21 protein-coding genes are annotated in these 25413 nt (G+C 69.7%); 11 read left to right on the forward strand and 10 right to left on the reverse strand.

Features of this window, described 5'->3' with window-relative positions; all coding sequences use genetic code 11:
- Positions 1-38: 38 nt before the first annotated feature.
- On the reverse strand, positions 39-1829 hold the full coding sequence (locus VZL07_RS26930; protein WP_426750622.1) for a CotH kinase family protein: 1791 nt from the start codon (positions 1827-1829) through the stop codon (positions 39-41).
- Positions 1830-2119: 290 nt separating this feature from the next.
- Here VZL07_RS26930 and VZL07_RS26935 point away from each other — a divergent pair, with 290 nt between their 5' ends.
- Complete coding sequence (locus VZL07_RS26935; RefSeq protein ID WP_426750623.1) at positions 2120-2590, forward strand: hypothetical protein; 471 nt, start codon at positions 2120-2122, stop codon at positions 2588-2590.
- Between the two features lie 10 nt (positions 2591-2600).
- Here VZL07_RS26935 and VZL07_RS26940 read toward each other — a convergent pair whose 3' ends face one another.
- A complete protein-coding gene (locus VZL07_RS26940; RefSeq protein ID WP_426750625.1) occupies positions 2601-6341 on the reverse strand; it encodes a tolB protein precursor protein in 3741 nt (1246 codons plus the stop codon).
- 184 nt (positions 6342-6525) lie between these two features.
- Between VZL07_RS26940 and VZL07_RS26945 the strand changes: the two genes are divergently transcribed.
- Both VZL07_RS26945 and VZL07_RS26950 read left to right on the forward strand, forming a co-directional pair.
- Positions 6526-7977: an LVIVD repeat-containing protein gene (locus VZL07_RS26945; protein ID WP_426750626.1), complete on the forward strand. Its 1452-nt coding sequence runs from the start codon at positions 6526-6528 to the stop codon at positions 7975-7977.
- Between the two features lie 8 nt (positions 7978-7985).
- The gene (locus VZL07_RS26950) at positions 7986-9080 is read left to right on the forward strand and encodes an EAL domain-containing protein (protein ID WP_426750628.1); all 1095 of its coding nucleotides are present in this window, start codon (positions 7986-7988) and stop codon (positions 9078-9080) included.
- On the opposite strand, the gene VZL07_RS26955 is transcribed toward VZL07_RS26950, so the two are convergent.
- The 8 genes from VZL07_RS26955 to VZL07_RS26990 all read right to left on the reverse strand — a co-directional run bounded on the left by VZL07_RS26955 (position 9070) and on the right by VZL07_RS26990 (position 18774).
- Positions 9070-10563 (reverse strand): hypothetical protein, encoded by a 1494-nt coding sequence (locus VZL07_RS26955; protein WP_426750630.1) that lies wholly within the window; start codon positions 10561-10563, stop codon positions 9070-9072. The genes VZL07_RS26950 and VZL07_RS26955 overlap by 11 nt on opposite strands.
- A 203-nt stretch (positions 10564-10766) precedes the next feature.
- Complete coding sequence (locus VZL07_RS26960; protein WP_426750632.1) at positions 10767-12473, reverse strand: hypothetical protein; 1707 nt, start codon at positions 12471-12473, stop codon at positions 10767-10769.
- On the reverse strand, positions 12470-13252 hold the full coding sequence (locus tag VZL07_RS26965; RefSeq protein ID WP_426750634.1) for an outer membrane lipoprotein-sorting protein: 783 nt from the start codon (positions 13250-13252) through the stop codon (positions 12470-12472). Before VZL07_RS26965 ends, VZL07_RS26960 begins: the two co-directional genes overlap by 4 nt.
- A gap of 4 nt (positions 13253-13256) precedes the next feature.
- The gene (locus VZL07_RS26970; RefSeq protein ID WP_426750635.1) at positions 13257-14558 is read right to left on the reverse strand and encodes an ABC transporter permease; all 1302 of its coding nucleotides are present in this window, start codon (positions 14556-14558) and stop codon (positions 13257-13259) included.
- Between the two features lie 4 nt (positions 14559-14562).
- Positions 14563-16671, reverse strand: coding sequence for an ABC transporter permease (locus VZL07_RS26975; RefSeq protein WP_426750636.1), 2109 nt, complete (start codon positions 16669-16671; stop codon positions 14563-14565).
- A gap of 1 nt (position 16672) precedes the next feature.
- Positions 16673-17416: an ABC transporter ATP-binding protein gene (locus VZL07_RS26980; RefSeq protein ID WP_426750637.1), complete on the reverse strand. Its 744-nt coding sequence runs from the start codon at positions 17414-17416 to the stop codon at positions 16673-16675.
- The gene (locus tag VZL07_RS26985) at positions 17413-17910 is read right to left on the reverse strand and encodes a GbsR/MarR family transcriptional regulator (RefSeq protein WP_426750638.1); all 498 of its coding nucleotides are present in this window, start codon (positions 17908-17910) and stop codon (positions 17413-17415) included. The genes VZL07_RS26980 and VZL07_RS26985 overlap by 4 nt, the downstream gene beginning before the upstream one ends.
- Positions 17911-18156: 246 nt before the next feature.
- The gene (locus VZL07_RS26990) at positions 18157-18774 is read right to left on the reverse strand and encodes an RNA-binding protein (protein ID WP_426750639.1); all 618 of its coding nucleotides are present in this window, start codon (positions 18772-18774) and stop codon (positions 18157-18159) included.
- A gap of 267 nt (positions 18775-19041) precedes the next feature.
- Between VZL07_RS26990 and VZL07_RS26995 the strand changes: the two genes are divergently transcribed.
- From VZL07_RS26995 to VZL07_RS27030, 8 genes are all read left to right on the forward strand, one after another.
- A complete protein-coding gene (locus VZL07_RS26995) occupies positions 19042-19317 on the forward strand; it encodes a hypothetical protein (RefSeq protein WP_426750640.1) in 276 nt (91 codons plus the stop codon).
- A gap of 139 nt (positions 19318-19456) precedes the next feature.
- Positions 19457-20023, forward strand: coding sequence for a hypothetical protein (locus VZL07_RS27000; RefSeq protein WP_426750641.1), 567 nt, complete (start codon positions 19457-19459; stop codon positions 20021-20023).
- A gap of 27 nt (positions 20024-20050) precedes the next feature.
- Entirely contained in the window at positions 20051-20482 is a 432-nt protein-coding gene (locus VZL07_RS27005; RefSeq protein WP_426750642.1) for a tetratricopeptide repeat protein, read from the forward strand.
- A gap of 16 nt (positions 20483-20498) precedes the next feature.
- Complete coding sequence (locus VZL07_RS27010; protein WP_426750643.1) at positions 20499-20894, forward strand: hypothetical protein; 396 nt, start codon at positions 20499-20501, stop codon at positions 20892-20894.
- A 7-nt stretch (positions 20895-20901) separates the two neighbouring features.
- Positions 20902-21738, forward strand: a complete 837-nt coding sequence (locus VZL07_RS27015) for a sigma-70 family RNA polymerase sigma factor (RefSeq protein WP_426750645.1) — start codon at positions 20902-20904, stop codon at positions 21736-21738.
- Positions 21656-22177: an ATP-dependent helicase HrpB gene (locus VZL07_RS27020; protein ID WP_426750646.1), complete on the forward strand. Its 522-nt coding sequence runs from the start codon at positions 21656-21658 to the stop codon at positions 22175-22177. Before VZL07_RS27015 ends, VZL07_RS27020 begins: the two co-directional genes overlap by 83 nt.
- Positions 22178-22293: 116 nt before the next feature.
- The gene (locus VZL07_RS27025) at positions 22294-23109 is read left to right on the forward strand and encodes a type III secretion protein (protein WP_426750647.1); all 816 of its coding nucleotides are present in this window, start codon (positions 22294-22296) and stop codon (positions 23107-23109) included.
- 71 nt (positions 23110-23180) lie between these two features.
- Complete coding sequence (locus VZL07_RS27030) at positions 23181-25403, forward strand: hypothetical protein (RefSeq protein ID WP_426750648.1); 2223 nt, start codon at positions 23181-23183, stop codon at positions 25401-25403.
- The last annotated feature ends 10 nt before the right edge of the window (positions 25404-25413 follow it).

Genomic DNA, 25413 nt, shown 5'->3' on the forward strand with positions numbered 1-25413 from the left:
CACGTCCATCGTCGGGCGGCTTCAGGCGGGCCCGCCGCTCAGCGCACCTCCCAGCCCTGGTCGCCGCGCTCGTAGCGCTTGCCCGCGCCCAGGTCGCCGTAGAAGAGCAGGTCCTTCACGCCCACCACGGAGCGCCCGTCGAACAGGCCAATCTCGCCGTTGACGGGCATCTGGATGCCCAGCTGCGCCGCGTTGATGCGGACGCGCTGGCCCGGGGCCACCGTCAGGTCCGGCAGCACCGCGCCGATGGGCGCCCGCACCTGCGTGGGGAGGTGGCTGGGGCTCTGCGCCAGGCTGATGCGCAGCTGCGTGGTCAGCACCATGCCCTGCAGGTTGAGGGGCGCCGAGGTGCGGTTGCCCACCTCCACCCAGCCCTCGCGTGGGTGGACGGCCTCGAACACCAGCGTGGGCCGCTGCTGCGCGTGACGCTCCAGTTCCTTGAGGATGAAGGCGCGGCGCTCGCGCACGTAGTGCTTCAGGTAGGAGCGGCCCGCGGTGAAGCGGCTGTAGTCCATGAAGGGGTCGTCACGCATGTGCGGGTCGATGAGCGCGTGCAGCGCGTCGATGTGCGCGTCCATCACCTCGTTGGTGAAGAGCTCCGCCATCGCCTTGTCCAGCCGCGCCTCCAGCCGCTCGCGCAGCACCGGGTTCATCACCACGCGCGTGGCCAGGTTGGAGAACACCGGCAGGTACCCCGGGTACGACAACGTCTCGAGCTTGCGCTGCTCGTACATCTTCTCCACCCAGGCATCGGTGAGGGTGAAGGTGAACAGCGGGTGGCGCATGTTGCTGGTGCTCTGGCTCATGTCCTCCACGCTGATGGGGTACCACCAGCGCGAGTCCACGTTGTTGAGGTCCCAGGGGACGTAGGACCACTTCGCCACCGCGCGGTCGTAGATGAAGTAGCTCTCCGAGTCCTCCACGTAGTTGTTGGACATCAGCGCGTCCATCACCATGGCACGCAGGTAGTGCTCCAGCTGGAAGCGCTTCTCCATCTCGCTGACGAACCGGGGCTCGGGCGTGTGGTTGATGGCGGCCAGCATCTCCCAGAGCTTGTCGTCCGGCTGCGTCTCGTTGGTCTTCTTCGCCCAGTCGCCCTGGTAGGGCACCTTCACCATCTTGAACTCGCAGTCCTTCCAGCCGCAGCGGTAGATGGTCGCATCGGTATCGGGGAAGGTGTGCGCCCGGAGGAAGGCCTTGTTCACCTGCTCGATTTCCAGGAACACGCCCTGGTACACGCCGTTGACGTTCAGCCGCACGAACGTCCCCTTCGACGCGGGCACCCGCATGGCCTCCAGCAGGTCGAAGGCAATCTTCTCCGCCAGCAGCGTCGCGTCCGCGTACTCGGCCACGAGGTTGAGCGACGTCCTCCCCTCGAAGCGCACGCCGTCCTCGAAGCTCACGTTCCAGCTCTTCTTCGGGAAGAAGCGCGCGGACGCGCCGCGCAGGCGCACCTTCACGCGGTACGTCGTGCCGTTCGCCTTGAAGAGGCCGTCCTGCTCCGGCGTCCACGGGTCCGCCTCGAACAGGCGCATCGTCTCTTCGGGAATGATGAGCTCGTACTGCGGCACCGACGTCTGCACCGGCGGCATCGTGTAGGGCCGCTCCACCTCGGGCACGGGCGGCGGGTCCACCGGGGGTGGTGGGTCCACGGGCGGCGGGTCCACGGGCGGGGGTTGTGATGGTGGCGGGTCCTCGTCGACAGGCAGCTCTTGAGGATCCTCCACGCCCGGTGGGTCCTGGAATGACGGAGGCCGCGCCGCCTGGGAACCCTCACAGGCCCACAGGCTCAGCAGCGGAAGGCACAGCAGCAATCGGGAAGGAGTCATCGACTCAGGCGCAAAGCAACGCCTGTGCCCGCCTGTAGGGCTGCGGACTGGTGGCGACCGGACGCTTCCGCCTGCCAGTGGGCCGTTGCCGTCGCGTGCAAGGGAAACGGATTTCCCAACCTGGTTGCCCGCCCATCCCTGGAGGGAATGGGACGCGAAGGGGCCCCTGGCGGGGCAGGCTGCCGGGCAGGGCGGGCCCCCTTTCCCCGAGCGGGCTGTGCACGCGGCGCGGCGGCGGTCCTAGCTTCAAGGAGACAGGGGCGCGTCGCGTCAGGGAGAAAGGGCTGCTCATGGAATCGTGGAACCAGACGTCGTCCGACACCGTTCGTGCCCACGCGCCACAGCTGGTGAACCGGCGCATCGACGAGCACGTGGAGCGCTGCGTCCGGTACATGGCCGAGCGGGGGGACCGCGCGGAGATGTCGCGCTACCTCGAGCGGCTGGAGCGTGAGTGGGACGTCCACCGGGCCGTCGCGGTGGCGACCTCGGCCGTGTCCCTGCTCGGCCTGCTGCTGGGGCGGCGGGACGGCGGGCGCCTGCGGATGCTCAGCACGGTTGCCGGGGCGCTGATGCTCCAGCACGGCCTGTCTGGCTTCAGCCCGCTGTCCGAGCTGCTGCGCGCGCTGGGTGTGCGCACCCGCCGGGAAATCGACCTGGAGAAGTTCGCCATCAAGGCCCTGCGCGGCGACTTCGAGCGCATCCCCACGGAGGGGGGGCCCCTGGCGCGGGCCAACGCCGCGCTCGTCGCCGCGCAGTCCTGACGCGTTCGCCTCAGTGGCGGGGCCCTGTGTAGCCGCCGCCCACCGCCGGCACCAGGGCCGGGGACATGGGCGCGGGCGCGGACCCGCCACTCTTTCCGGTGTTGCCCTGGTCGAAGAAGCCGTTGAGGCCGGCGATGCCCAGCGAGAAGTTCGTCACCCAGCCCGCGTCCGGCCGACCGGCCGCGGCGCCGACGTCGAACGGCCGCGCGAAGTGCAGCCGCAGCAGCAGGGGACCCAGCGCGAGGTTGGCGCCCACGACGGCGTTCACCACGCGGTGATTCCACAGGTCATTCGTCCCTTCACCCACGCCACCCGCGTCGATGCCGGCAATCGCCTCCAGGTCGCTGAGGAACGCCACCCGGATGATGTCGTTGAGCGGCAGCTGCAGCTCCAGCGTCGAGTAGAGGTAGTGCCGGCCGAGCAGCCATTGGGTGTCGCCGAAGTTCACACCGCGCAGCGTGTCGAACGAGGAGAGGAAGTAGGAGCGTGCGTACTGGCCGCCCAGCGTGGTGCCCAGGCCGCCGCGGATGAAGACGTTGGCGCGGCCGTAGATGGGGAAGTAGCGCTCCGCGTCCACGCGGACGTTGCCGTAGGCCTGGCTGTTGAAGGGCTGCACGCCCAGCGTGGTCTCCAGCAGGACCGCGCTGCCCGACAGCGGGCCGGTGGCGTAGTGGTACTTCAGGGTGTCGTAGCCAATCTGCCCGCTCACCTCCGTCTGGAACCGGATGGCGCGGTTGCGCGCGTTCCACGCGGTCAGCAGCTCCATGTTGGCCAGGTTGCGCTCCGGGAAGAACAGCTCGAACTCCGTGTAGTCGTCCAGGAAGTACTTGGTGCCACCGATGGCCAGGTCGCCCTGGATGAACGTGAAGGTGCTCAGCGGGTAGCGCACACTGCCGAGCACGCCGAAGAAGCGCTCTCCCGAGGTGAAGAAGGCGCGCTGGGCCGGCTCCTCGCCCTCGAAGGTGCGGTCCACGCGGAAGCGCAGCGACTGGAAGAGGCCGCCGCCCCACGTCGTGCGGCTCTTGTCGTTGATGTAGAGCAGGTAGCCATCCGTCAAATCGAAGCTGCCGTACACCGCCAGCGTGAGCAGGAACTGGTGGTCCTTCATGCGGTCGCTGGCCGCCGCGAAGAGCTGGCCCACGAAGCCGCCGCCGCCCGCGCCCGCGAAGCCGAAGAAGGGACCGAACTCCAGGTTCTGCCGCGTGAAGGGCTTGTAGGCCGTGGCGTCCGTGAGGGGGCGCACCGCCAGGGGATTGGGCGGCTCCGGAGGCGGCTCGGCGGCCACGTCCAGCGCCAGCATCTTCGGCGGGCGCAGCACCGCGGGCCGGCGCTCACCCGACACGTGGAAGAGCATCCACAGGCCACCGTCCGGGCCGGGGCCGGGCTCGAAGACGCCCGTCGTCAGGTCCGTGCGCCGAACGATGCGGCCGTCCTTCGTCAGCTCGTGCAGGTCGGAGCTGCTGTTGTGGAAGGCGGTGAAGAAGATGCGCCCGTCCTCCAATGCCACCGGGGAGGCGTGGTCGCGCTCCTCGCTGGTGAGCCGCTCCACCTGCCGGGGCGCGTCCGGACGCACGCGGAAGAGGTTGAACTGGCGGTGGGAGGTCGCGTCCGAGGTGAAGATGACACCCGAGGGGCCCCACGACACCTCGCGCTCGGAGAACACGTCGTCGGTGAGCTGCAGCGGCGGGGCGTCCGGGCCCGCCTGGAGGTCCAGGGCGTAGATGTCCCGCAGGCCCGCGTCGCTGATGCCGATGAAGGCCACCCAGCGGCCGTCGGGGGAGAAGGCCGGCGAGTACGCCGCCAGCAGGCCATGCTTGTCGATGCGGTACGCGGTGCGGCTGCCCACGTCCAGGTCCACCACCAGCCCCACCTCCCGGTCGATGCCGGTCCGGATGGGGTTGCGCCGCACCAGCACGTCCGCGCCGCGCCGCTCCGCCGTGTGCTTGTAGTCCTGCACGTAGATGACGTCACGCCCGGTGATCTCGGCGATGAAGGCCAGCTTGTCGTTCGTCAGCGCGAAGCTGCGCCCGGAGATGGGGTGCAGCGACTCCACGCCCGGCACGCCGTCACCCGTCACCTTCACCGTCTTGTCCGGCGCGCGCGGGTCCATGAGGTAGATGCGGCTCTCGCCCGTCTCCGGGACGATGGTGCGCAGCGCCAGCACGTGCCCGTTCGGCGACGAGGCCATGGCGGTGGTGTAGCCGGGCGCCTTGTCGAGCAGGTCCAGCGCCGGGGCGGACTGCTCCGAGGCCAGGTACGTCTTGAAGGCCCGGCGCTTCAGCCAGTTCTCGAACCGGGCGGAGATGCGCTTCGGGTTGTCCCCGGTCATCCGCTCCAGCAGCTCCTCGAACTTCAGCGACGGCGAGTCGCGCGAGCCCCCCGCCAGACGGGGCGACTCCTCCAGCACGCGCTGGATGAAGCCGGCGCCGTACTCCTCCTCGAGGAAGGACACGCGGACCTGGCCCACCTTGTAGATCCACAGGTAGCCGTAGGGACCGGGAGAGAAGAAGTCGAGGAAGGCGTAGCCCTTGTAGAGGTCCGGGTTCACCAGCAGGTCCCGCACCAGCATCTCCGCTTCCGGGTCCATGCCGCGCTTGGCGTAGAACTCGGCGAGGCCCTCGATGAACCACAGGGGCATGGCCTGCAGCGGGTCGCCGAACATCTTGGCCTGCTCGGCCACGGTGCGGACCTTCTGGATGGTGAACTGGTGCGCCAGCTCGTGGGTGCTGACCTCCTCGAAGAGGCGGTGGTCGCCCAGGTACGGCAGCGTCAACTTCAGGTCCTCGCCGGTGCTGGTGACGCCGAGCGTGCCTTCGGAAATCGCGAAGAGGTTGGTCTGCAGGAACTCCTGGTAGCTGCTGTAGAGGATGTACGGGAACGTCTTCGTGGGGACGTACTGGAACCGGTCCACGAGGTAGCGGTAGGCCTCCTCGATGAGCGGCGCGGCGCGCTCGGCCACCATGCGCTCACGCTCATAGAAGTAGAAGCGCACGCCGCCCGTCTTGTCCCCCAGCGACTTCGCGTAGGTGTAGTTGAACCCACCTCCGTCGGGTCCGCCGCCGAACACCGACTGGCCGCTGCCCAGCATCGTTCCGCCATCTTCGGAGTCGGTCGCCGTCAGGAACCCTCCCGCGTCCTGCGTGCCGCCGTCGGTGCCCCCAGCCGCCGAGAGCGCGCCGCCGTCCCCGGTGCCTCCGTCGACCGAGGCGACCAGACCGCCATCCGCGGTGCCCCCAGCCGCCGAGAGCGCGCCGCCGTCCCCGGTGCCTCCGTCGGCCGCGGCCACCAGGCTCCCGTTTCCCGGGACCTGCACACCACTGTCTTCACCGCCCGTCGCCCCCGCCGTCACCGGCGGCGAGCCTCCATCGAGCTGGGTCTCGGCCGCCCCCTGCGCGTTGCCGGGCAGCCCCGACCGCGACTCGGGCGGGGACGCGCCTTCGGTGGTCTCCGGAGCGGGGCCGGGCGGGGGCGCCCCGGTGTCGCCTTCCTCCGGCGAGGTGGTGGGGGCCCCCGGGTTGGCGCCCCCCGGCGTCTCCGGTGGTTGCTCGTGCGCGGTCCTGTCGGGAGGCTCGGCCAATCCCGTGGCCCCGGGCCCGACGAGGATGTCCGCGTGCCGCCACTCGAACACGTAGCTGTTCACCGGCGTTTTCCCGGGCCGCCGGGGCACGACGTAGAACTGGGCAAGCGCGAGCCCCGGGAAGAACAGGACGAGCAGGGCTGCGGCGAGGGGACGGGGGTTCACTGAAGGCACCTCTGTGGGTGGGGTACCGGCGAGACTACACCTGCCTGGGAGGCTGCCTCCCAGCGACCCGGGTATACAAGCAGCCTGAGGATTTCTTTCCGTTTACTTGACGGGCAGTAGGCATCGCTCCCTCGGGGGCCGGAGGAGCGCCGACGTTCGTCGGGGGCTGGCGTCGGATGATATGCAGGGGGGCATGAAACGCCTCCTCGCAATCACCAGCACCCTGGCCCTCGTCACCGCCTGCGGCAACGACAATCCGTCCGCTCCCAAGGCGGAGTGTCAGCTTGAGGCCATCGATTTGTCGGCCTGCCAGCTTCCGACCCTCGCGGCCGTCCAACCCGAGGGCATCTGGAACCTCAACATCAACCTCAACGATGGTTCCGGTGCCGCGGCCGCCATGCGGCTGTCCGGCGGGGGTAGCAACAACCAGCTGTTGCTGGGGGTCAACGCCACCGAGCGGCAGAGCACGCCGGAGTCGTTCTTCCTGGCCAGCGAGTATCAGCAGTCGCCCGACCTGACGATTCGCTTCGCCGTCGCCGGGTGTTCCTCGACGGGGCCCGGGCAGATGTCCGGCATCTTCCGGCGCTGCGCCAACGGCGCGGTGGACATGAAGGGCACCTTCGACGCGGTCCGGCTGGGCCGGCGCGCGGGGGAAGAGGAAGCCTCCGGGGTGGAGCTTGTCGCCGAGGTGGCCCTGACCGGCGCCACGGCCACCAACGTCGCGGTGGCCAATGGCCATGCCTTCGTGACGGCCGGCGCCAAGGGGCTCTACATCTTCGACCTGAGCAACCCCGCGCAGCCGCGCCAGGTGGCGATGTCCGAGCCCCCCGACGACTATTTCACCGACGCGCTGGTGAACGGGCAGACGCTCTACGTCGCCAGCCGACGCAGCGGTGTCATCGTCTACGACGTCTCCAACCCGGCCAATATCGTCCGCCTCCGTTCCGTGCCCGAGTCCGTGGTGGAGGTGAATGCCCTCGCGCTGGATGGAAACGTCCTGTACGCGGCGTCTCCGGCGCCGAACGCGGAGGTGTATGTCTACGACGTCGCCACGCCGGCGGAGCCGAAGCAGCTCACGCGCTACTTCGTCGAGGGCGCCGAGCCACGGGCCGGCGAGGTCCCCCTGCACGTGACGGCGATGGGCGGCCGGCTCTACGTCAGCAACTGGTCCTACGGCATGACGGTTTCGGACGTCACCACGCCCTCGAACCCGAAGCTGCTGGGCCGCTTCGGCAGCGCCTCCTCGCGCGCCACCGCGGTGGGCATGGTGGGTGACCGGACGCTCGCGTTCGACGTGGGCGAGGACTGGGGTGCGCACCTGAGCGTGCTGGACGTGGGCATGCCGGCGACGGTGTCGCGCATCGGCGAGTACCGGACGCGCCCGGAGGTGTCCATCCGCTCGGTGGCGCTCTCCGGGACGAGGGCCTACATCGCCTATGGCCAGGACGGCCTCCGCGTCGTGGACGTGTCCGTGCCGGGTGAGCCCCGTCAGGTGGGCTACTACAACACCTGGCGCGAGTCGGACCCGGGCCATGGCGTCGCGTTCCTGGAGGGGCTGAGCAAGGTGCGCGCGCCGGGCGACGGCTTCGTGTACGCGACGGACTCCGCGCGCGGCCTGCTCATCTTCCGCGACGTCGTGGAGTAGGGGGACCGATGAGCGACACCCCGACGCGGGGCTGTGACAGGTGTCAGGCGCTTCCGTCCACGCGGGAGGGGCCGGGGCGCCTGTTCTTGTGGAGCCCGGTGGGGCACAGCCAGGGCCGGCTGGTGTCCTGCCTCCGGGAAGCGCGGCACGAGGTCCAGGTGCGCGCCGAGGCCCGATGCGTCGTGGTGTGGGTGCCGGAGGCGGAGGTGACGCCTCTGGCATCGAGCCTGGTGGCCGCGCTCACGCAAGAGGAGGCGCGGGCCACCCGGGCGCTGTTCATGGCCGGGGAGGCGGAGCCCGGGCTGGAGGATTACCCCCGCGTGGGCTCGCTCCAGCGCTTCGTCACGCGGACGCGCGCGGGGTGGCTGGTGGACCTGCTGGCCGAGCAGCGGCTCACCACGCACTTCCAGCCCATCGTCCATGCGCGGGACACCGGGCGCATCTTCGCTTACGAGGCGTTGATGCGGGGCCTCGAGCCGGATGGCGCGCTGGTGTTTCCGGGGCGGATGATGCAGACGGCGCGCGAGGCGGACCTGCTCTTCCAGTTGGACCTGGCGGCGCGCACCACCGCCGTCCGCGAGGCGGTGAAGCACGGGCTGGACGCGCACCTCTTCATCAACTTCACGCCCACGGCCATCTACGACGCCAACTCCTGCCTGCGCTCCACGGTGGAGGCCATCCACGCGGCGGGGATTCCGCCCGAGCGGGTGGTGTTCGAAATCATCGAGACGGACCAGACGGCGGACGCGGAGCACCTGCGCGCCATCGTCGACTTCTACCGGCGGACGGGCTTCCAGGTGGCGCTGGATGACCTTGGGGCGGGGTTCTCGTCGCTGAACCTCATCCACCGGCTGCGCCCGGACATCATCAAGCTGGACATGGAGCTGGTGCGCGACGTCCACCTGGACCCGTACAAGGGCTCCATCGTGGAGAAGCTCCTGGAGATTGCGCGGACGCTGGGCATCCGCACGGTGGCGGAGGGCATCGAGACGCACGAGGAGCTGCGCTGGGTCCGCGCGCACGGCGTGGACTTCGTGCAGGGCTACCTCATCTCGCGTCCCCAGAGCCCGCCGGTGACGGCGACGCCCTCCTTCACGGATTGAGGAGGACGTTGCCGGTGCCCTGTCGCCCCAGCGTGGCGGCGCGGGCGAGGCTCAGCTCGACGCCGGCATCCTGGAGCGCGCGCCGGGCGCCGTAGATGTCCCGGTTGTAGGCGGCGTTCCGGGCGAGGTTGAGGAGCGCGCGCAGGCGCTCCGCGTGGACGACGACGGTGCCCTGGCCGTCCTGGGAGGCGCTGTCGCGCACGTCGATGAAGGCGCTGTCCGCGATATCGAGCGCGTTGTCGACGTCCAGCTCGCCCTGTTCCAGCGCGGTATCCGCCGCGAGCATCCACTGCCCGGCGTTTTGAATCTGCTCCAGCCGCTGCTGGCGGGACGCCTCCACGTCGACGGCGCGGTCACCGAAGGTGTCCACCTGGAGCTGCACCGCCTGGTTGCGCACGGTGAGGTCGGCGTCGCGCTCGTTGAGCTGGGTTTCGAGTTGATTCAGCTTCTGGCGCAGCTGCTCCAGTTGTTGCTGCTCGGGTGTCGGGGTGGGAGCGGGCTGGCCCGTGCCCGCGGCCCCCGCGCCTCCTGTGGCTGTGTCATTCGCGGGCGCCACGGTCGGGGGCGTGCCGATGGGCTCGGAGCGGCCGATGGGCTCGGAGCGTCCAATGGGCTCGGAGCGGCCGATGGGCTCCGAGCCCCCGATGAAGTCGGGTGCCGGGGACGTGGCGCCAGGTGTCGCGGAAGGGGAGGGCGCGGTGCCCGCCGTACCGGCGCCGCCCGTGCCGCCCTGCTCGGGAGCGGGAGCGACTTGCGATGGTGTCGCCTGCGTGCCCGGGACTCCCATCTCCGTTCCAGTGAGGTCCTCTGTGCCGGCGGCGCCAGTGCCCCCCGTCGCGGTGCCGCTCAGGTCCTGCTGGCCGATGGTGCCGGAGCCACCCGCCGCGGTGCCGCTCAGGTCCTGCTGGCCGACGGTGCCGGAGCCACCCGCCGCGGTGCCGCTCGAGTTCTGCTGGCTGACGGTACCGGAGCCACCCGCCGCGGTGCCACTCAGGCCCTGCTGGACGATGGTGCCCGTATCATCCGTTCCGGTGGCGTCCAGCGCGCCCTGGTCCACTGTGCCGCTGGTGGCCGGGCTCGCCGCGGTGCCGTCATCGGATGGGAGTCCACTTCCACCGGTTGCTGCCTGCTGCTCCGCTTGCAGTGCCTCCAGCGGCGAGGGAATTGGCTGATAGGTCTGCGTGGCCTCCTCGGCGGCGACCTGCCCGGTCGTCGGTGGCGGGGTGCCATCAGGCAGAACAGGCGTCAGCACGAAGCTGGCCTGCGATGCGTCCTGGGGTGCCTGATACACGTAGCCCGGGGGCGCCCACAGCCCATCGAATTCCTCCGCGGCCTGCCGGTTCGCGTCCTGAAGCGCCGCCGCCGCGGGGTCCCGGATGGACGGGTCCTCGGGGGAAATGAGGACTGGTTCGCTCAGCGACTGGCCGAGGCTCACCCCAGCGGAGACGCTCAACCCAGCGGCAATGGCAATCCAAAGGCGCATGGGAAAAAAATGCCCACGCGTCTGGCGCTGGACACCCCGGTTGCCGCGACGGCGCCCGCCGGCCTGCTCGCGGGGCGGGCTTCCCGAAGCAAGCTGCTCGCGCTCCGGTGCCATGCCTCGCCTGCTCGCATGCTGAAAGGCCAAGGGCCGTGCCCCCGTGAATCGGGAGCACGGCCCTCATCGGGCACGAGGCAATGCGTGGCTCAGAGGCTGATGCGAAGGCCCGCGCCCAGCTGGAACGTCGGCGCGGGAATGGAGAAGGCTGGAATCTCCTGCCCATCCACGACGAGCCCGGGGGGCACGTCGATGGCGAGCCGGAACTCGCCACCTCGCCGTCCGTAGTTCACCGAGCCATACGCCTCCACCGTGAGGTACGTGAGCGCCCGGTGCACCACGTTGAGCCGGGTGGTGAAGGAGCGGTCCGACAGGTTCCCCAGCGTGAACAGGTTGAAGGACGTCCGCTCCAGCGGTCCGGGCCGGTCCAGGAACAGGTAGGCGGCGCCGTAGTGCCGTCCCAGGTAGAGCGGATTGAAGCCGTTCTTCAGAATCAGGTACGGGTACCCGAACGACCCGGTGTAGCCCGTCGAGTTGAAGAAGTACTCGGCACCCAGCACCGCCAGGTCATTGTCCCCGTATGAAAAGCTGTAGGTCGCGCCCGCCGTCACCTGCGGGGTGAGCCCTTCGGGGATGTACGCCTCCACCTGGACGCCGCCCTGCACGATGTCCTCGAGCGTCGTCCCTTCCGGGATGCGGTAGAGCGGCCGGTCCGTGCGCTTCTTCAGCGCCACCTCGCCGTAGATGTCCAGGGGCCCCAGAGGAGACGACACGTCGAGCCCGAAGCGAGGCCGGCGGCCATTCTGCGCCACGGCGCTCGCGCCCACCTCGGCGGGGCCCAGCAGGACCTCCGCGCGGACGGCGCCGCCCAGGCGGCCCAGCCGGTTGACCGGGTCGCTCCCGCCCGCCTGGGACGTGGGGCTGCCGCTCGGGTCGGTGATGGCGCCCACGTCGGTGCCTAGGTCATCCATGATGAGGATGCCGTAGAAGTTCCAGCCCCTGGACTCCCACGGGACGTGCACCTTCATCATCGACACGCCCGTGCGCAGGTCCACGAAGGCGAGCGGGTCGCGGCGCTGCGGAGACAGGAAGTCCGTCGGGTTCCAGATCTGCCCGGTGCCCCACTTCACGTGCTGCTTGCCCACGGTGAAGAACACCGTGCGCCCGATGTCGAAGCGCAGCCACGCCTGGTCCAGCAGCATGCGCGGGTTCGAAGGAGCATCCGGCGTCGAGCGAGGCGGCTCCGCCGGGTCGTAGATCAACCGCCCGACGATATAGCCACGCAGCCGGTCCGAGGGCCTTGCGTCGAAGAAGCCGTCCACCAGCGTGGGCGCGGAGAAGGCCGTGTTCCGGAAGGACGTGTCCTCGCTGCCCGCCATGAAGCCGCGCAGGTAGAACTGACCGCCAATCTTCAGCGGATCATCAATGACGTCCTCGGTGTCGAACGCGCTGCGGGTCGCGGGCCCGGACAGGACGTCCGCGTCGCGGTCCTCCTCGGCCTCGGTGAGCGTTGGCTGCCGCTCCTTCGCGCCGCCGGTGGTGCCCGCGGCCGCGTCCTCGGCGGGGGCCGAGCCGTCGCCCCCGAAGAGGGCATCCTCGTCGGGCCTGTCCGAGTCCTCACCGGACGACGCGGGCTGCCCGGCAGGCGCCGACTCCTGGCCGCCCCCGAAGAGGGCATCCTCGTCGGGCCGGTCCGGGTCCCCGCTGGACGCTGCGGGTGGCTCGGGGGGCGCCGACTCCTGGCCTCCGCCGAAGAGGGCGTCCTCATCGGGCCGTTCGTCGGACTGGCCCAGCGCGGGCGCGCCCGCGAGCACCGCGGCCACGGCCACGGCCAGGGTGAGCGTTCGTGGGGTCATCGGCTCTTGCTCTCGAGCCACGCCTTGGTGAAGAGGTTGGCTTCCAGCGGACGCAGGTCCACCGTCTTGATGAGGATGGTGGTGGAGTTGCCCTTCTCGACCTCGTCGTAGATGCGAATCTCCTCTGGGACCCAGACGTTGTCCTTCTTGGACTCGCTGAACATCGTCTTCCAACGCGGGTAGAGCGCCGTGCGCATCTTCCGGCCGGAGAGGGCGTACTCCTCCTGCTTGAGGATGTTGCCCGACGCCTTGTCCACCCAGATCTTCAGCACGGGATAGGCCACGTCCACGCCCGGCTTGACCTTCAGCGTCAGCACGTGGGCCGTGTACTTGCCCAGCTTCGCCTCGCCCTCGTAGGTCGGGTCGAACTCCTCGGCCAGCCGCGACTCGTCGAAGTCCGCGCGGCGGCTGTCGGTGCCCGCGATGCGCTCGCGCTCGGTGCGGCGCTCCCAGCGGCCCACGTTGGGGTCGTAGTTCCACAGGTTCTTGTCCAGGCGCAGGTAGCCCTTGCCCGCCTCCGCCTTGGGCTTGGTGAAGAGCATCATCAGCTTGTCGTCCGCGTCGCGGCGGTAGACGACCAGCTCGTAGACGAGGTCCGCTTTACCCTTCTCCTTCTGCTCCAGGTAGACCATCGCCTTGTAGTCGCCGCCGTTGCGCTGGCGGTCGTCGATGGTCGCCAGCAGCTTGACCTGCTCGGCCTGCTCCAGGGCCAGGGCCGCCGGCGCGGACAGCAGCACCGCGGCCGTGGCCGCGGCGGACAGCATGTTCATGAGGCGCATGGGTTCACCCGATGTGGTGCATCGCCGTCACCGGCTTGAGCCGCGCGGCGAGGAAGGAGGGGATGAGCGAGATGGCGGTGGTGCACGCGGTGATGAAGGCCATGGCTCCCACGACGGAAGAGGGATGAACGGCCAGCTTCAACGTGTCCGACATGATGAAGACCGCCACCACTTCCGGCACGTGGACGGCCAGGGCATTGACGATGAGGCACACCGCCAGCCCGGTGCCGGCGCCCGCCAGCGTGCCCAGCACGCCCAGCAGCATGGCCTCGAAGACGAACATCAGCAGCACGCGCGTGCGCTGCATGCCAATGGCGCGCAGCGTGCCGATCTCCCGCGTGCGCTCGCGGATGGCGATCCACAGCGTGTTCATGATGCCCACGGCGATGATGACCATCAGCACGAAGATGAGCACGCCGGTGAGGCTGTTGAGCGCGGTGAGCGTCCAGGTGATGAAGGAGATTTCGTCCTCCCAGTTGGTGATGTCCAGCCGCTGCCCCGTCCACGCCTCGCGGTTGACGGTCTCGAACTTCATGAAGAACGCGCGTGGGTCATGGTCCATGACGACGTGCCCCGCGTCCGCCAGCGTCTTGCGCAGCCGGGCCTGGACCACCGGCACCTGCTGGATGTCCTTCAGGTAGAGCAGCAGCGCGCCCGCCGTGTCGCTCTTGAACTGGTACAGCGAGCGCAGCGTGTCCGAGGGGACGAAGATGCCGAAGTCGCTCAGCATCCCCATGTCCGCCGCGATGGCCGCCACCCGGGCGTCCACCGTGTTGCTCGTGCCCCGCATCGTCTGCGCGGCGAGCGTCACGGACTCACCCACCTGGACGTTCAGCCGCTTCGCCTGCTTCTCGAAGAGGAGCACCGTGTTCGGCTCGGCCAGCCCGTCCAGCGAGCCCGCGCGAATCTGCAGCACCTGGCGCAGGCCGGGCTCGGACTCCACGTCGATGCCGCCCGCGCCCACCTGCATGGAGGCCGTCTCGCTCACGAGCTTGAGCCAGCCCCGGCCGCGCTGGACCGCGAAGTCGAGCTCCGGGACGTCCTTGCGAATCTGCTCCAGGATGGCCGGATAGCCGGTGACGACCGGCGCCGCCTGTCCCGCCGTCAGCTTGTAGAAGCCAGCCACGTTGACGTGGCCGGTGGACAGCGTGGTGGCGGAGCGGAGCATCGACTCCTTCATCCCCGTGGACAGGCCCATGAGGATGACCAGCAGCGCCGTGACGCCGGCGATGGCGCCGCCCAGCAGCAGGGTGCGCCTGCGGTGGGTGCCGAGGTTTCGGAATGCGATGAGGAAGAGCTGGAGCATGTTCTCACTCGTCCGTCTGCATCGCCTGGAGGGGCGAGACCCGGGTCGCGAGGAACGCGGGATAGAGGGTGGAGATGGCGGAGACCACCAGGACGATCACGAACGCCGCCACCAGGTTGCTGGCGCTCAGCGTGGGGAACAGCCGGGGCCCGGAGAAGAAGAAGTAGAGCGCTTCGTTGCCCGCGGGGATGCCGGAGCTGTTCAGCAGGGCCATGATGCCGCTGCCCACCAGCGAGCCGGCGGCGCCGAACACCAGCCCCAGCACCAGCGTCTCCACCAGCACCATGCCCAGGACGAAGGAGCGCTGCGCGCCAATGGCCCGCATGGTGCCCACCTCGCGCACGCGCTGCAGGGTGGCCATCATCATGGCGTTGTTGATGATGACCAGCGCCACCACGAAGATGATGAACACGGCGAAGTAGAGCACCAGCTTCCCGAGCAGCACGAACTGCCCGATGATGCCCGCCGCCTCCTGCCAGGACACCACGCGCAGCTTCAGGCCCGCGTCCTTCGCGGACTGGCGCAGCTCCGCCATCGTCTGCTCCAGCAGCTCGGGGTTCTTGAGCATCACCGCCGCGCTCAGGGCCACGCCCTGCTCGATTTCCTGCTGGGTGTAGACGCGCTGGAGCAGGTTCTCCCGCGCGAGCGGGCCCGCATCATCGCCGAAGGCCGCGGACTCGTCGATGTCGCTGGACGTGGCCTCCGCCACCAGGACGTTGTCGCTGTCCTCGCCGAAGAGGGCCTGCTCGGCCTCGTCCCGGCTCAGGGCCTCCACGCCGCTCTGCTTCTGGATTTCTGCCAGCTCCGCCTTCTTGTCCGCGGTGAGGTAGCCGTACAAGTCCCGGAAGGACATCAGGTCCATCAGGCTCAGCGCGCCGGCCATGGCGGACTTCTCCAGGCCCTTGAACTGGTAGGTGCCGTAGACCTTCACGTTGACGCTCTGCATGTAGCCGGTGCGTGTGAAGGCGGTGATGGTGAGGGTGTCCCCCATGCGGAGCCGGTACAGCTCCAGCAGGGGCGCCAGCTCCGAATAGAACTGCGCGTAGCGGGTGTCGAAGTTGGCGTCGTCGAGGGTGAAGAACTGCGTCAGGAGCTTCTCCAGCGACGGCTCCTGGCTGCCCAGCAGCTTCTGCAGCCGCTCCACCATCTGCCGCGTCTTCACCGGGTCCAGCTGGAAGATGATCTCCCGCGTCTGGGTCTGGTTCTCCTTCACCCAGCGCTGAAGCTCGGGGTCGGTGGCGAGCGTCTTCTGGTTGAGGTCCCGCTCCTGCTTGATGTGGTCGAGCCGGAGCGCCGCCTTCAGCTTGAGGAACTCCTCGTAGAAGAACTTGGACAGCAGCATGCCGCGCTGCCCGGTGGGGACCGCCTGTCCGTCCACGATTTCCATGCGGTCGAAGGTGCGCTGGAAGGCGTCCAGGTCCGTGCCGGCGTAGCGCAGGTCGAGCATGTCGCCGTCCGGAAGCTGCGGCGCGATGCGGTTCTCCAGCAGCTCCAGCGCCCCGTACGGGTCCGCCTCGAACCCGTTCCAGAACGCGTCCGTGCGGGCCAGGGCGAGCGCCTCCTCCTCGGCCGGGTCGAGCGCGCCACCGCCCAGCTCCTGCCGGCTCTTGGCGGTCTGCTGGGCCATCACCTCCACCATGTGGCGGACATGGCCCTTCACGCTGTCGATGTTCTCGCGCAGCTCGGGCGTCTCGCCGTGCTGGTCGCGCTGGTTGTAGAGCCCTCGCAGGCGCGACAGCGTCAGGTCCACCGTGTTGCCGGAGGTGATGATGGCGCCGCTGGTGCCCAGGGGGACCACCGTCTGCACGTTGGGGTGCTTCAGCAGGAAGGGCTTGAGCTGGCTGAAGTCATCCAGCGCCGCCAGGTCCGGCTCGCCGCTCATGCTGCCGTAGAGGGCCAGCGGATCCTTCGAGTCATCCGAGTAGACCTGAATATGGCCCGCGACGCTGCCGATGATGCTGCGGCTCATCGCGCTGTCCATGCTGTCCATCAGCGCGCCGCCCACCACGACCAGCAGCGTGCCGAAGAAGATGATGCCGCCGATGAGCAGGTTGATCTTGCTGGTGAACAGGTTGCGGAAGGCCACCTGCAACAGCAGCCGGAGCTGTCCCATCTCAGTGGTCTCCCGCGGCCATGGCGCGGCTGGCCTCGGCGGCGCTGATGCGGTCCAGGAACTTCCCGTCCGCCAGGCGCACCACCGCGTTGGCGTGGCTCATCACCTTCGCGTCGTGGGTGGAGAAGATGAAGGTGGTGCCCTCCTTCTGGTTGAGCTCCTTCATCAGGTCGATGATGTTCTGGCCCGTCACCGAGTCGAGGTTGGCGGTGGGCTCGTCCGCCAGCACCAGCTGCGGCCGCGTGACGAGCGCGCGCGCCACGGCCACGCGCTGGCGCTGGCCGCCGGACAGCTCGTTGGGCCGGTGCTTCGCGTGGTTGGCCAGGCCCACCTGCTCCAGCAGCTGCATCACCCGCTCGCGGCGCTGGGCCTTGTCCAGCTTGCGCTGCAGCAGCAGGGGGAACTCCACGTTCTGGAAGACGCTGAGCACCTGCACCAGGTTGAAGCTCTGGAAGATGAAGCCAATGGTGTTCAGCCGCAGGTTCGTGAGCTGGCGCTCGGAGAGCTGCTTGGTGTCCTGCCCGGCCACCCGGACCACGCCGCTGGTGGCCGTGTCCACACACCCGATGAGGTTGAGCAGCGTCGTCTTGCCGCTGCCGGACGGCCCGGCGATGGAGATGAACTCACCGGCATGGACCTCCAGGTCCACTCCCCGAAGCGCCGGGACGACCACCTTCCCCAGGGTGTAGTCCTTGGTCACGTTCGCGATGGAGACGATGGGGGACTGCGATGCGGTGGGATTCATGCGGTACGTCCTTTCGAAGTCTTGATGGGGCGTGGCGGACGGGGGGCATGCGCTGCGCGCCACCGCTCGGCGATGCCGGAGAGCTCGGCCTTGTAGAAATCACAGAAGGCTGACGCTTCTCGCAAATTTTGATTTCCCGCGAGCTGCGGGACGGCGAGGGCTTCGGCGCAGATGCGGGCGAAGGCGCTCAGCGACTCCTCCACGACCCGCAGCTTGCCTTCCCAGCCTTGTGAATGGATGACGTAGTAGTGCTGCCGGTCTCCGGGAACGCTGACCGGTTCCACCAGGTCCAGGTCCGCGCACGCGCGGAGGTTGGTGGACACCGAGGCCGCGCTCACCTTGAGCAACTCGGCGATGCGCTTGTTCGAAAGGGGCTCGCCCGCGAGCATCAGCAGCGCGTAGATGCGTCCGCCAATGCGCGTGCCGCCCTGCCGCTCGAAGTACAGCCCCATCGATTCGATGAAGCGGTGCTCGGCGGCTCCCAGCTCCTTCATGCCCGCTCTCCGCGCCTCTCCGTACCGGGCACCCCGAGGCGGGCGCGTGGCGGCCGGGTTGGCGGGCAGGCATTTAGGCGGGGGGGCTTCGTTCAGTCAATACTGAATGAACTGTACGACGATGCAGGCATGACGGCGCCCTGGCTCCGCGCGCTTCATGGCGCCAGGGCCCACAGCCGGGTGGCGGCTGCGGGCCCTGAAGTCCCCATTGCGGGGTGCGGGTCTGTCATGTGCGCGGGCGCGACATCAGTACGTGTCGGGCGAGGGGCTGGAGCCCGTGTCCGGGTTCATCGTGCTGTCGTCCCCGGAGCCGCCGGTGCCTTCATGCGTGTCCTGGCCGGAGCCGCCCGTGTTGCTGTCCTGGTTGATGGAGGAGTCGGGCGTCAGCGTCGAGTCACCGGCGCCGCCCGTGCCCGAGAGCGAGATGCTCTTGGCGACGTTCTTGGTCTCCTTCACCTCGTAGCTGGCGCGAATCTCCTGGCCCGGGCGCAGGTCCTTGGCCTTCTTCAACGTCGGGTCGCTGAAGGTGGTGCTGCGGTCGACCTCCAGCGGGACCACGGCGCCCTGCATGTCGACGAAGATCTTGTCGCTCTCCGCCTTCACCACGCGGCCATTGAGCTCCTTCTGGCCCATGTTGGCCTGCTGGCCCGTGGTGCCGGAGCCGCCCACGCCGGACGTGCCGGGCGTGGTCGTCGTCTCGCGTTCGATGGTGGTGGAGTCCTGCTGGATTTCAGTCTGTCCCACCTGGCCAGAGCCACCCTGTGCCGCCGAGCTGTCCTTCGGCTTGTTTTCGTCATTGTTGGCCAGGGCAGTGCCGGAACCGAGCATGGCGATGGTGGCGAAGACGCCAACGAGCTTCTTCATGAGAATTCTCCTGTGACGTGATGTGAGTGGGCGGAGGCGGCGACGTCCTCCGTTGGAGAAAACCTAGGTGCGCTCGTGGAAGCGGACAGGGCTTGCTCACCCCCTTGCCGGAATGCCCGTTCGGTCTCCGGCCGGTGGCTCGTGGGGTGCACACTTCAGGCGGCGAGGGGAGCGCCTTGAAGGTGGCCGGCTTTTTCCCGTACCGTCGGGGCCCTCAGTTCCCACTGGCCCGTCCGGCTGGTGGCCCGACAGGAGACCGTCTCCGCAATGCCCCCGACCGCCAAGCCGTCCCCCACCGCGCAGGACCTCCCCGCGCCCTCGTTCCCCGCCATCGAGTCCCTGCTCGAGGCGGCCTCCGTGGAAGAGGTCCGCGGCCTCTTCGACTCGGTGAAGGCGGGTCTCACCGAGCTCAAGGGCCCCAAGGTCGAGCAGGGGAAGAAGGTCCAGGCGGCCATTGGCCGCGCCGAGGAGCTCCTGGCCCTGCTGGTGGAGACCCGCGAGCGGCTGATCGCGGAGTCCAAGGGGGGCAAGGGCCGGAAATGACGGTGGTTTTGGCGCGGGCTCCCCTTTTTTTCCGGGGATAGGCAACCGCCGCTGCCCCCCGCCGATAATGCAAGGGAGAGCATCCTGAGCATCGGAGATCTCTGACCTTTTCGCTGACAGCAGCGCCTGGAGGAAGCAAATGGCGAAGATCGACAACATGATGGGCCCGAACGTTCGGCTCTCGACCAACATCACGACGGCGCGGCAGACCCCGGACACGGGCTTCGGCGCGCGGCTTCACAACGGTCTCAACAGCGCCGCCAGCGCCGTGGGCACCGGGGTGGGCGCGATGGCGGGCATGGTCCCCGGCGGTCAGATCGTCTCCGCCGCGGTCTCCTCGATGCACACGTTCTCCGCCACGGGCGGCTCGGGCATGGGCGCGCCGTACGCGGGCGTGATGAACACCGCGGTGAGCGCGAACCTGAGCGGCGCGGTGGCGCCGTCCGGCGGCGGTCTTGCCATGGGCGGTGGCGTGGGTGGCGGGGTTCCCGGCCCCGGCTCGCTGGGCCTGGGCGCGCAGGGCGGTGGCAGCACCACCGACATCGTCAACGGCAATTTCTCGCTGAACAAGATGGCCGAGGAGAACTCCAAGCTCCTGAACCTGCAGGCCGCCATCCAGCAGGAATCGCAGACTTTCACCGCGATCTCGAACGTGATGAAGTCGCGCAACGATACGGTGAAGAACTCCATCACCAACCTTCGCTAACCAGGGGCGTCGCCCCAGGAAGATCGCATGGCGGACTCCTCGGAGATTTCGAACAGCCTCGTCCCGCTCGGACGCCAGCAGGCGCAGGTCCTGCTGGAGGCCGGTTACCTGTGGCTCGACATGGGCCACTTCGACAAGGCGAAGGAGATCTTCTCCGGGGCGGCCGCACTGATGCCCCGGAGCGAGGTGCCGCAGCTCGCGCTGGGGGCGGTGGAGTTCTCCCAGGGCCGGCATGACAAGGCGCTGCAGGCGTACCGCGCCGCGCAGCGGCTGGCCCCGCAGTCCTCGCTCCCTCGGGCGCATGCGGGCGAGGCGCTGCTGTTCATGGGGAAGGTGCCCGAGGCCCTGAAGGAGCTGAAGGCCGCCATGGACCTGGATCCGGACGGGGACGGTGCCCGGCTGGCGCAGGCCCTCATCCAGGCCAAGGAGGCGGGAGTCCTGCCTCCGGCGAAGACGTAGGACGGAGGTCACGGCGATGGCTGTCGGCGGTGTCGGACGAGGCGGTGGGAAGGGTCGCGCGGGTGGCGCGAAGGGGCCTGCCGGCGCGGCTCCGGCGGGTGGCACCAGCTTCGGCGGCCGGGTGGACCGGACGGAGTCTCTTGTCGGGCCCTCGGGTCTGGTAGGCTCCAGCAATGTCCAGGGCCCCCAGGCCGCGGATCCGGTGGCTTCCCAGGCGGTGGCCATTGCCCGGAAGCTGAAGAACGGGGGCTTCAAGAGCAAGGAAGAGGCGACGCAGGCCCTGGTCGCCGAAGTCCTGAAGGAGAAGCTCCGCATGAAGTCTTCTTCCCTCACCACCAAGATTGCAGACGCGCTCCAGGATGATCCGCGACTGAATCAGGTACTCGAGCGGCTGTGGTCGAAGGCCGAGTGAGCGGCGCTTGGCTCTGGGCGACGACAGGAAGGTCATCCTCGAGAAGTACGGGCCCTACGTCCGGTCGCTGGCGGCGACCGTGCGCAAGCAGTTCAACGCCCAGCTCGAGCTGGACGAGCTGATGGCGTATGGCCAGATAGGGCTGCTCGAGGCGGCCGAGCGATTCGACCCGAAGGTCGGGGCCAACTTCCTCACCTTCGCGCACTACCGCATCAAGGGCGCCATCTTCGACGGCCTGCGGAAGATGGGGATCCTCCGGGGCTCGGATGCCCGCAACGCCTTCGTGGGCGAGCGGGCGGCGGCGTATCTGGGAAATCTTTCGGATCGTGAAGCCGGAGCAGGCAACCGCGGGAGCTCATTCGCCGATGATGTGAATGACATCTCGGACGCGGTGACGGGGCTGGCGATGGTCTTCGCCACCAGCATGGAGGGCGCGGACTCGGCGGGCTACACCGACGAATCGCTCCCCGCCGACGTCCGGATGGAGCAGGAGCAGTTGAAGTCGCGGGTGCGGGCGGCGATCGAAAAGCTCCCGGAGAAGGAGCGGAAGCTCCTCCTCGGGTACTACTTCCAGGGCCGGACGCTGGAAGAGGCGGGAGCGGAGATAGGGCAGTCGAAGAGCTGGGCGTCGCGGCTGCACGCGCGCGCAATCGACCGGCTCAAGGAACTCTTGAACGAGGAGGAGGAGCTGCCTCCTTCTCCGATGGATGCAAGGAGGGTCTCACATGGCGGGTCCGATGGCCGGAGTCTCCGCGGCGCAGGTGGCTCAGCAGAAGCTGCAAGAGCAGGGCGCCCAGCAGACGAACAAGCAGGGCGCGTCGAAGTTCGACGGAGTTCTCGCTGACAAGGCCCAGGGCGCGGGCCAGGTGGACGCGGCCCAGCAGGTCAACAAGGCCCAGGCGGCCCAGGCCACCCAGCGCACGGACGCGGTGCGTCAGGTGGAGACCGTCAACAAGACGGAGAAGGCCGCCCTCAACAAGGTGCGCGGCGCCCAGGAGTCGGTGACGCCGAAGGCGGCCGAGCCGGTGGTGGCGAAGGCCGAGGCGTCCAAGTCGTCCAAGGTCGGCGACATGATGCAGCAGATCGTCGGTGACCTGGAGAAGGGGCAGGTCAACCTGGACGACATCATCAAGAAGGCCTCCAGCGGGAAGCAGTTCTCCAACGCGGAGCTGCTGTCGCTCCAGGCCTCCATGTACCAGTACACGCAGCAGCTGGACCTGACGAGCAAGGTCGTGGAGAAGGCCACCACCGGCCTGAAGGACGTCGTCAAGACCCAGGTGTAGCAGGACCACCCCCGGGCCTCCGGCGGCGCGTCCTTCCGAAGGGCGGTCCCTCCCTTGCTCCTGGGAGGGGGCGCCCTTCCGCGTTTTTCGGGGGCCTAGTAAGCTCCGACCCGCCCATGATTCGCCGACTGCACGCGTTTGCCGCCCCGCTTCTTGCCCTCTTCTTCCTGACGGGCTGCCACATCGAGCTCCAGCACGCGCTGAGCGAGGCGGACGCCAACGAAATCTACGTCCTGCTCAGCAAGAACGGCATCAACGCCAAGAAGGAGAAGGAGGAGGGCGGCAACGAGGTGCGGTTCATGATCACCGTGCCCAAGGCGGACGCCGCGCAGGCGGCGGAGCTGCTCAAGCTCAACTCGCTGCCGCGGCCGGTGGAGAAGGGCCTGGCCCACTTCGCCAAGGGCAGCATGGTGCCCACCGCCACCGAGGAGCGCGCCATGTTCCTCAAGGCGATGGGCGGCGAGGTCTCCAACGCCCTCAATCAGATCGACGGCGTGCTGGAGGCGCGCGCCATCGTGATGATTCCGGAGAACAACGACCTCACGCAGCCGGAGAACAAGCCGATGCCGTCCGCGTCGGTGTTCATCAAGTACCGGCCCGGCGAGGGCGGCAAGCCGCCCATCGACGCCTCCACGGTGCAGCAGTTCGCGGCCACCGCGGTGCCGGAGTTGAAGGCCAGCGCGGTGACGGTGCTGATGACGCAGGCGCTGCCTCCGTCGGCGGAGACGGACGCGGAGAGCCGGCTCCAGGACGTGCTGGGGCTGCGGATGACGGCGGCCAGCGCCAGCCAGTTCAAGGTCATGTTCGCGGGGGCCTTCGTGCTCGTCCTGGCGATGATGGGCCTGACGCTGTGGACCTTCATGCGCGGTGGTGGTTCCAGCGCGCCGGCGCCTCGCGGGGGAGGTCGCGCGCGCGGTCGTCCCGAGGCCTGACGCCCTGGCCCCTCACGGCGGGGCTTTCTTCCTTCTCCCAGCGGGCGTCCGTGGGGCCCGCGAGGTGACGTTTGGACTCGTTCTTCACCTCGCTCAACAAGCGCCAGAGCATGCTGCTCCTGACGGCCGTGACGTTCAGCGGCCAGGAGAGCCTCGGCGCGTTGGAGCACCTTCCGGAAGAGGAGGGGGCGCTCCTGCGTCATCGCGCGCAGGAGCTGCTGCAGATTCCGCGCGAGAAGCGCATCCCGGCGCTGGTGCAGGAGATCAAGCGGCTGGTGAAGGACCGCCGCGGCCAGCTCTGGAGCGCGGAGCCGGAGCGGCTGGCGGCGCTGCTCCAGCGAGAGCGCGGCGCGCTGGTGGAGGTGGTGCTGCGCGCGCTGCCGGGCTCGCTGGCGGAGGCGGTGCGCGCCCACCTGCCGCCTTCCCGCGTGAAGCTGACCCGCGAGGTGCGGCCCCAGGTCCTCGACATCGTCCGGTGGAAGCTGGAGGAGCTGCTCGCGCGGGAGGTCGCGGGGCAGCAGGCCGCGGGCTTCAAGTTCGTGGACGTGCTCCAGTTGCAGCAGCGCGAGCTGCTCACCATGTGTGACCGGCTGGGCGCGCGCGTGCTGGGCCCCGCCCTAGCGGGTCTGCCCGATGCCGAGCGGGACGCGCTGTTGGAGGCGCTGCCGCCGGACCTCAAGCTGCTGGCCACCAAGGCCGTGGCGGCCAACGCCCCGCGCAAGTTGCCCGAGGAAGATGCCCGCGCCCAGCTGGAGCCGCATGAGGGGCTGACGCGGCCCGCGGTCGCCCTGCGCAGCGCGGGAGCCCAGCGCCTGGCGCGCGCGTGCGTGGCGCAGTCGCCGGAGTTCGCCGCGCGCATGCTGGAGAAGTACCGCGGCGAGTTCGGCAGCCTCCTGGCGAAGTGGGTGCGCGAGGAGCGGGTGCGCCCCACGGCGCGCGGTGACGGCGGCCGGACGGACATCGTCATGGACCTGGAGCGGCTGGCCCTGCGGGGGCTCATCGAGCGCCCGGTGAGGCTGGCGTCTCCGCCGCCCCCGCGTCAGTCCGCGGTCCTCCCGCCCCCGCCTGGGGCGCGCAAGGCCGCCGGGCCGTCCGCCAGGCCCGCAGCGGCAGCCGGGGCGTCCGCCAGGCCCGCCGCGCAGGGGGCTGGCCCAGGTCGGGACGTGCCGACGCGGCCGCCGGTCCGCGGGCAGGCTCCGGGCGCGCCTCGCCAGGGCGGTGCGGCGCCCGCGCGGCGCGACTTCATGGCGGAGCGTGCCGCGCGCAACGCCGGGGTGCTGTCCGCACGCGCGCCGTCCCGCGTGGCCACGCCCGCGAAGGGGCAGGAGGGCTCCGCCGTGCATCGGGTGCCGGGACGCCGGGACGCCGCGAGCGTTGGGGCCGTCGGGGCACGTCGGGACGGCGAGGGGCCCGAGACCCGGCCGCCCCGTGCGGATCCGGAGGGCGCGCGCATCGGTCCGCCTCCATCGCGACTGGGGCAGCGCGGTGCCCGGCCCCGGCCCCAGGAGCCCGACACGCTGTCGGAGCGGGAGCGCTCGCGCGTCGCCGAGGGCTCGCGCGTGCATCCGCGTGGCGCGGACGAGCGCTCCCGGGTGGCCGAGGGTTCCCGGGGCCACGCACGCTCCGCCGAAGAGCGCTCCCGGGTGGCAGAGGGCTCCCGGGTCCACGCGCGTTCCGCCGAAGAGCGTTCCCGGGTGGCGGAGGGTTCCCGGGTCCACGCTGGGAGCCAGGACGAGCGCTCGCGTGCCGCGGAGGGCTCGCCGGTCCACGCCGGGGACGAGCGCTCGCGGGTCGCCGAGGGCTCCCGGGTCCACCCGGCATCCGCGGACGAGCGCTCCCGCGTCGCCGGGGGCTCCCGCGTCCAGCCGCGTCCCGCGGACGAGCGCTCCCGCGTCGCCGGGGCCTCGCGGGTCCAGCAGCGCCCCGCGGAGGAGCTGTCCCGGGCGTCCCGGGTGGAGCGCCCGGCCGAGGAGCTGTCGCGCGCGTCCCGGGGCCGGCCCCGGGCGGAGGCCCCACCCTCGGACCGGGAGGACTCGGAGGTGTCGCGGGTGTTCCGGTCGCGCGCGTCGGGCCCGCAGGGCGGCGGACGGGGTCGGGCCCCGGAACCCGCGGAGCCGGAGCGGCCCCCGAAGGTGCTGGTGGGGCGGGCCATCACCTCCCCATCCCTGGCGCCCATGCCCAAGCCGCGGGGGGAGGGGACGGCGGTGCAGCGCCGACCCCGCTCTCCGTCGGAGAGCGACCGTCCGGCGACTCCTGGCGCAGGGGGACGTGGACCCCGGGGCGGAACGCGCTAGCATCCGGCCC

The sequence above is a fragment of the Pseudomyxococcus flavus genome, from assembly GCF_050038885.1.
GTDB classification, from domain to species: Bacteria; Myxococcota; Myxococcia; order Myxococcales; family Myxococcaceae; genus Myxococcus; species Myxococcus flavus.

Excerpts from the sequence above, each read along its gene's own strand:
- VZL07_RS26955 (WP_426750630.1), bottom strand. The coding sequence starts at position 10,563 with ATGCGCCTTTGGATTGCCATTGCCGCTGGGTTGAGCGTCTCCGCTGGG.
- VZL07_RS27025 (WP_426750647.1), top strand. The coding sequence starts at position 22,294 with ATGATTCGCCGACTGCACGCGTTTGCCGCCCCGCTTCTTGCCCTCTTC.
- VZL07_RS26950 (WP_426750628.1), top strand. The coding sequence starts at position 7,986 with ATGAGCGACACCCCGACGCGGGGCTGTGACAGGTGTCAGGCGCTTCCG.
- VZL07_RS26980 (WP_426750637.1), bottom strand. The coding sequence starts at position 17,416 with ATGAATCCCACCGCATCGCAGTCCCCCATCGTCTCCATCGCGAACGTG.
- VZL07_RS26965 (WP_426750634.1), bottom strand. The coding sequence starts at position 13,252 with ATGCGCCTCATGAACATGCTGTCCGCCGCGGCCACGGCCGCGGTGCTG.
- VZL07_RS26985 (WP_426750638.1), bottom strand. The coding sequence starts at position 17,910 with ATGAAGGAGCTGGGAGCCGCCGAGCACCGCTTCATCGAATCGATGGGG.
- VZL07_RS26990 (WP_426750639.1), bottom strand. The coding sequence starts at position 18,774 with ATGAAGAAGCTCGTTGGCGTCTTCGCCACCATCGCCATGCTCGGTTCC.
- VZL07_RS26945 (WP_426750626.1), top strand. The coding sequence starts at position 6,526 with ATGAAACGCCTCCTCGCAATCACCAGCACCCTGGCCCTCGTCACCGCC.
- VZL07_RS26935 (WP_426750623.1), top strand. The coding sequence starts at position 2,120 with ATGGAATCGTGGAACCAGACGTCGTCCGACACCGTTCGTGCCCACGCG.
- VZL07_RS26995 (WP_426750640.1), top strand. The coding sequence starts at position 19,042 with ATGCCCCCGACCGCCAAGCCGTCCCCCACCGCGCAGGACCTCCCCGCG.
- VZL07_RS27000 (WP_426750641.1), top strand. The coding sequence starts at position 19,457 with ATGGCGAAGATCGACAACATGATGGGCCCGAACGTTCGGCTCTCGACC.
- VZL07_RS27005 (WP_426750642.1), top strand. The coding sequence starts at position 20,051 with ATGGCGGACTCCTCGGAGATTTCGAACAGCCTCGTCCCGCTCGGACGC.
- VZL07_RS26960 (WP_426750632.1), bottom strand. The coding sequence starts at position 12,473 with ATGACCCCACGAACGCTCACCCTGGCCGTGGCCGTGGCCGCGGTGCTC.
- VZL07_RS27010 (WP_426750643.1), top strand. The coding sequence starts at position 20,499 with ATGGCTGTCGGCGGTGTCGGACGAGGCGGTGGGAAGGGTCGCGCGGGT.
- VZL07_RS26975 (WP_426750636.1), bottom strand. The coding sequence starts at position 16,671 with ATGGGACAGCTCCGGCTGCTGTTGCAGGTGGCCTTCCGCAACCTGTTC.
- VZL07_RS26970 (WP_426750635.1), bottom strand. The coding sequence starts at position 14,558 with ATGCTCCAGCTCTTCCTCATCGCATTCCGAAACCTCGGCACCCACCGC.
- VZL07_RS26930 (WP_426750622.1), bottom strand. The coding sequence starts at position 1,829 with ATGACTCCTTCCCGATTGCTGCTGTGCCTTCCGCTGCTGAGCCTGTGG.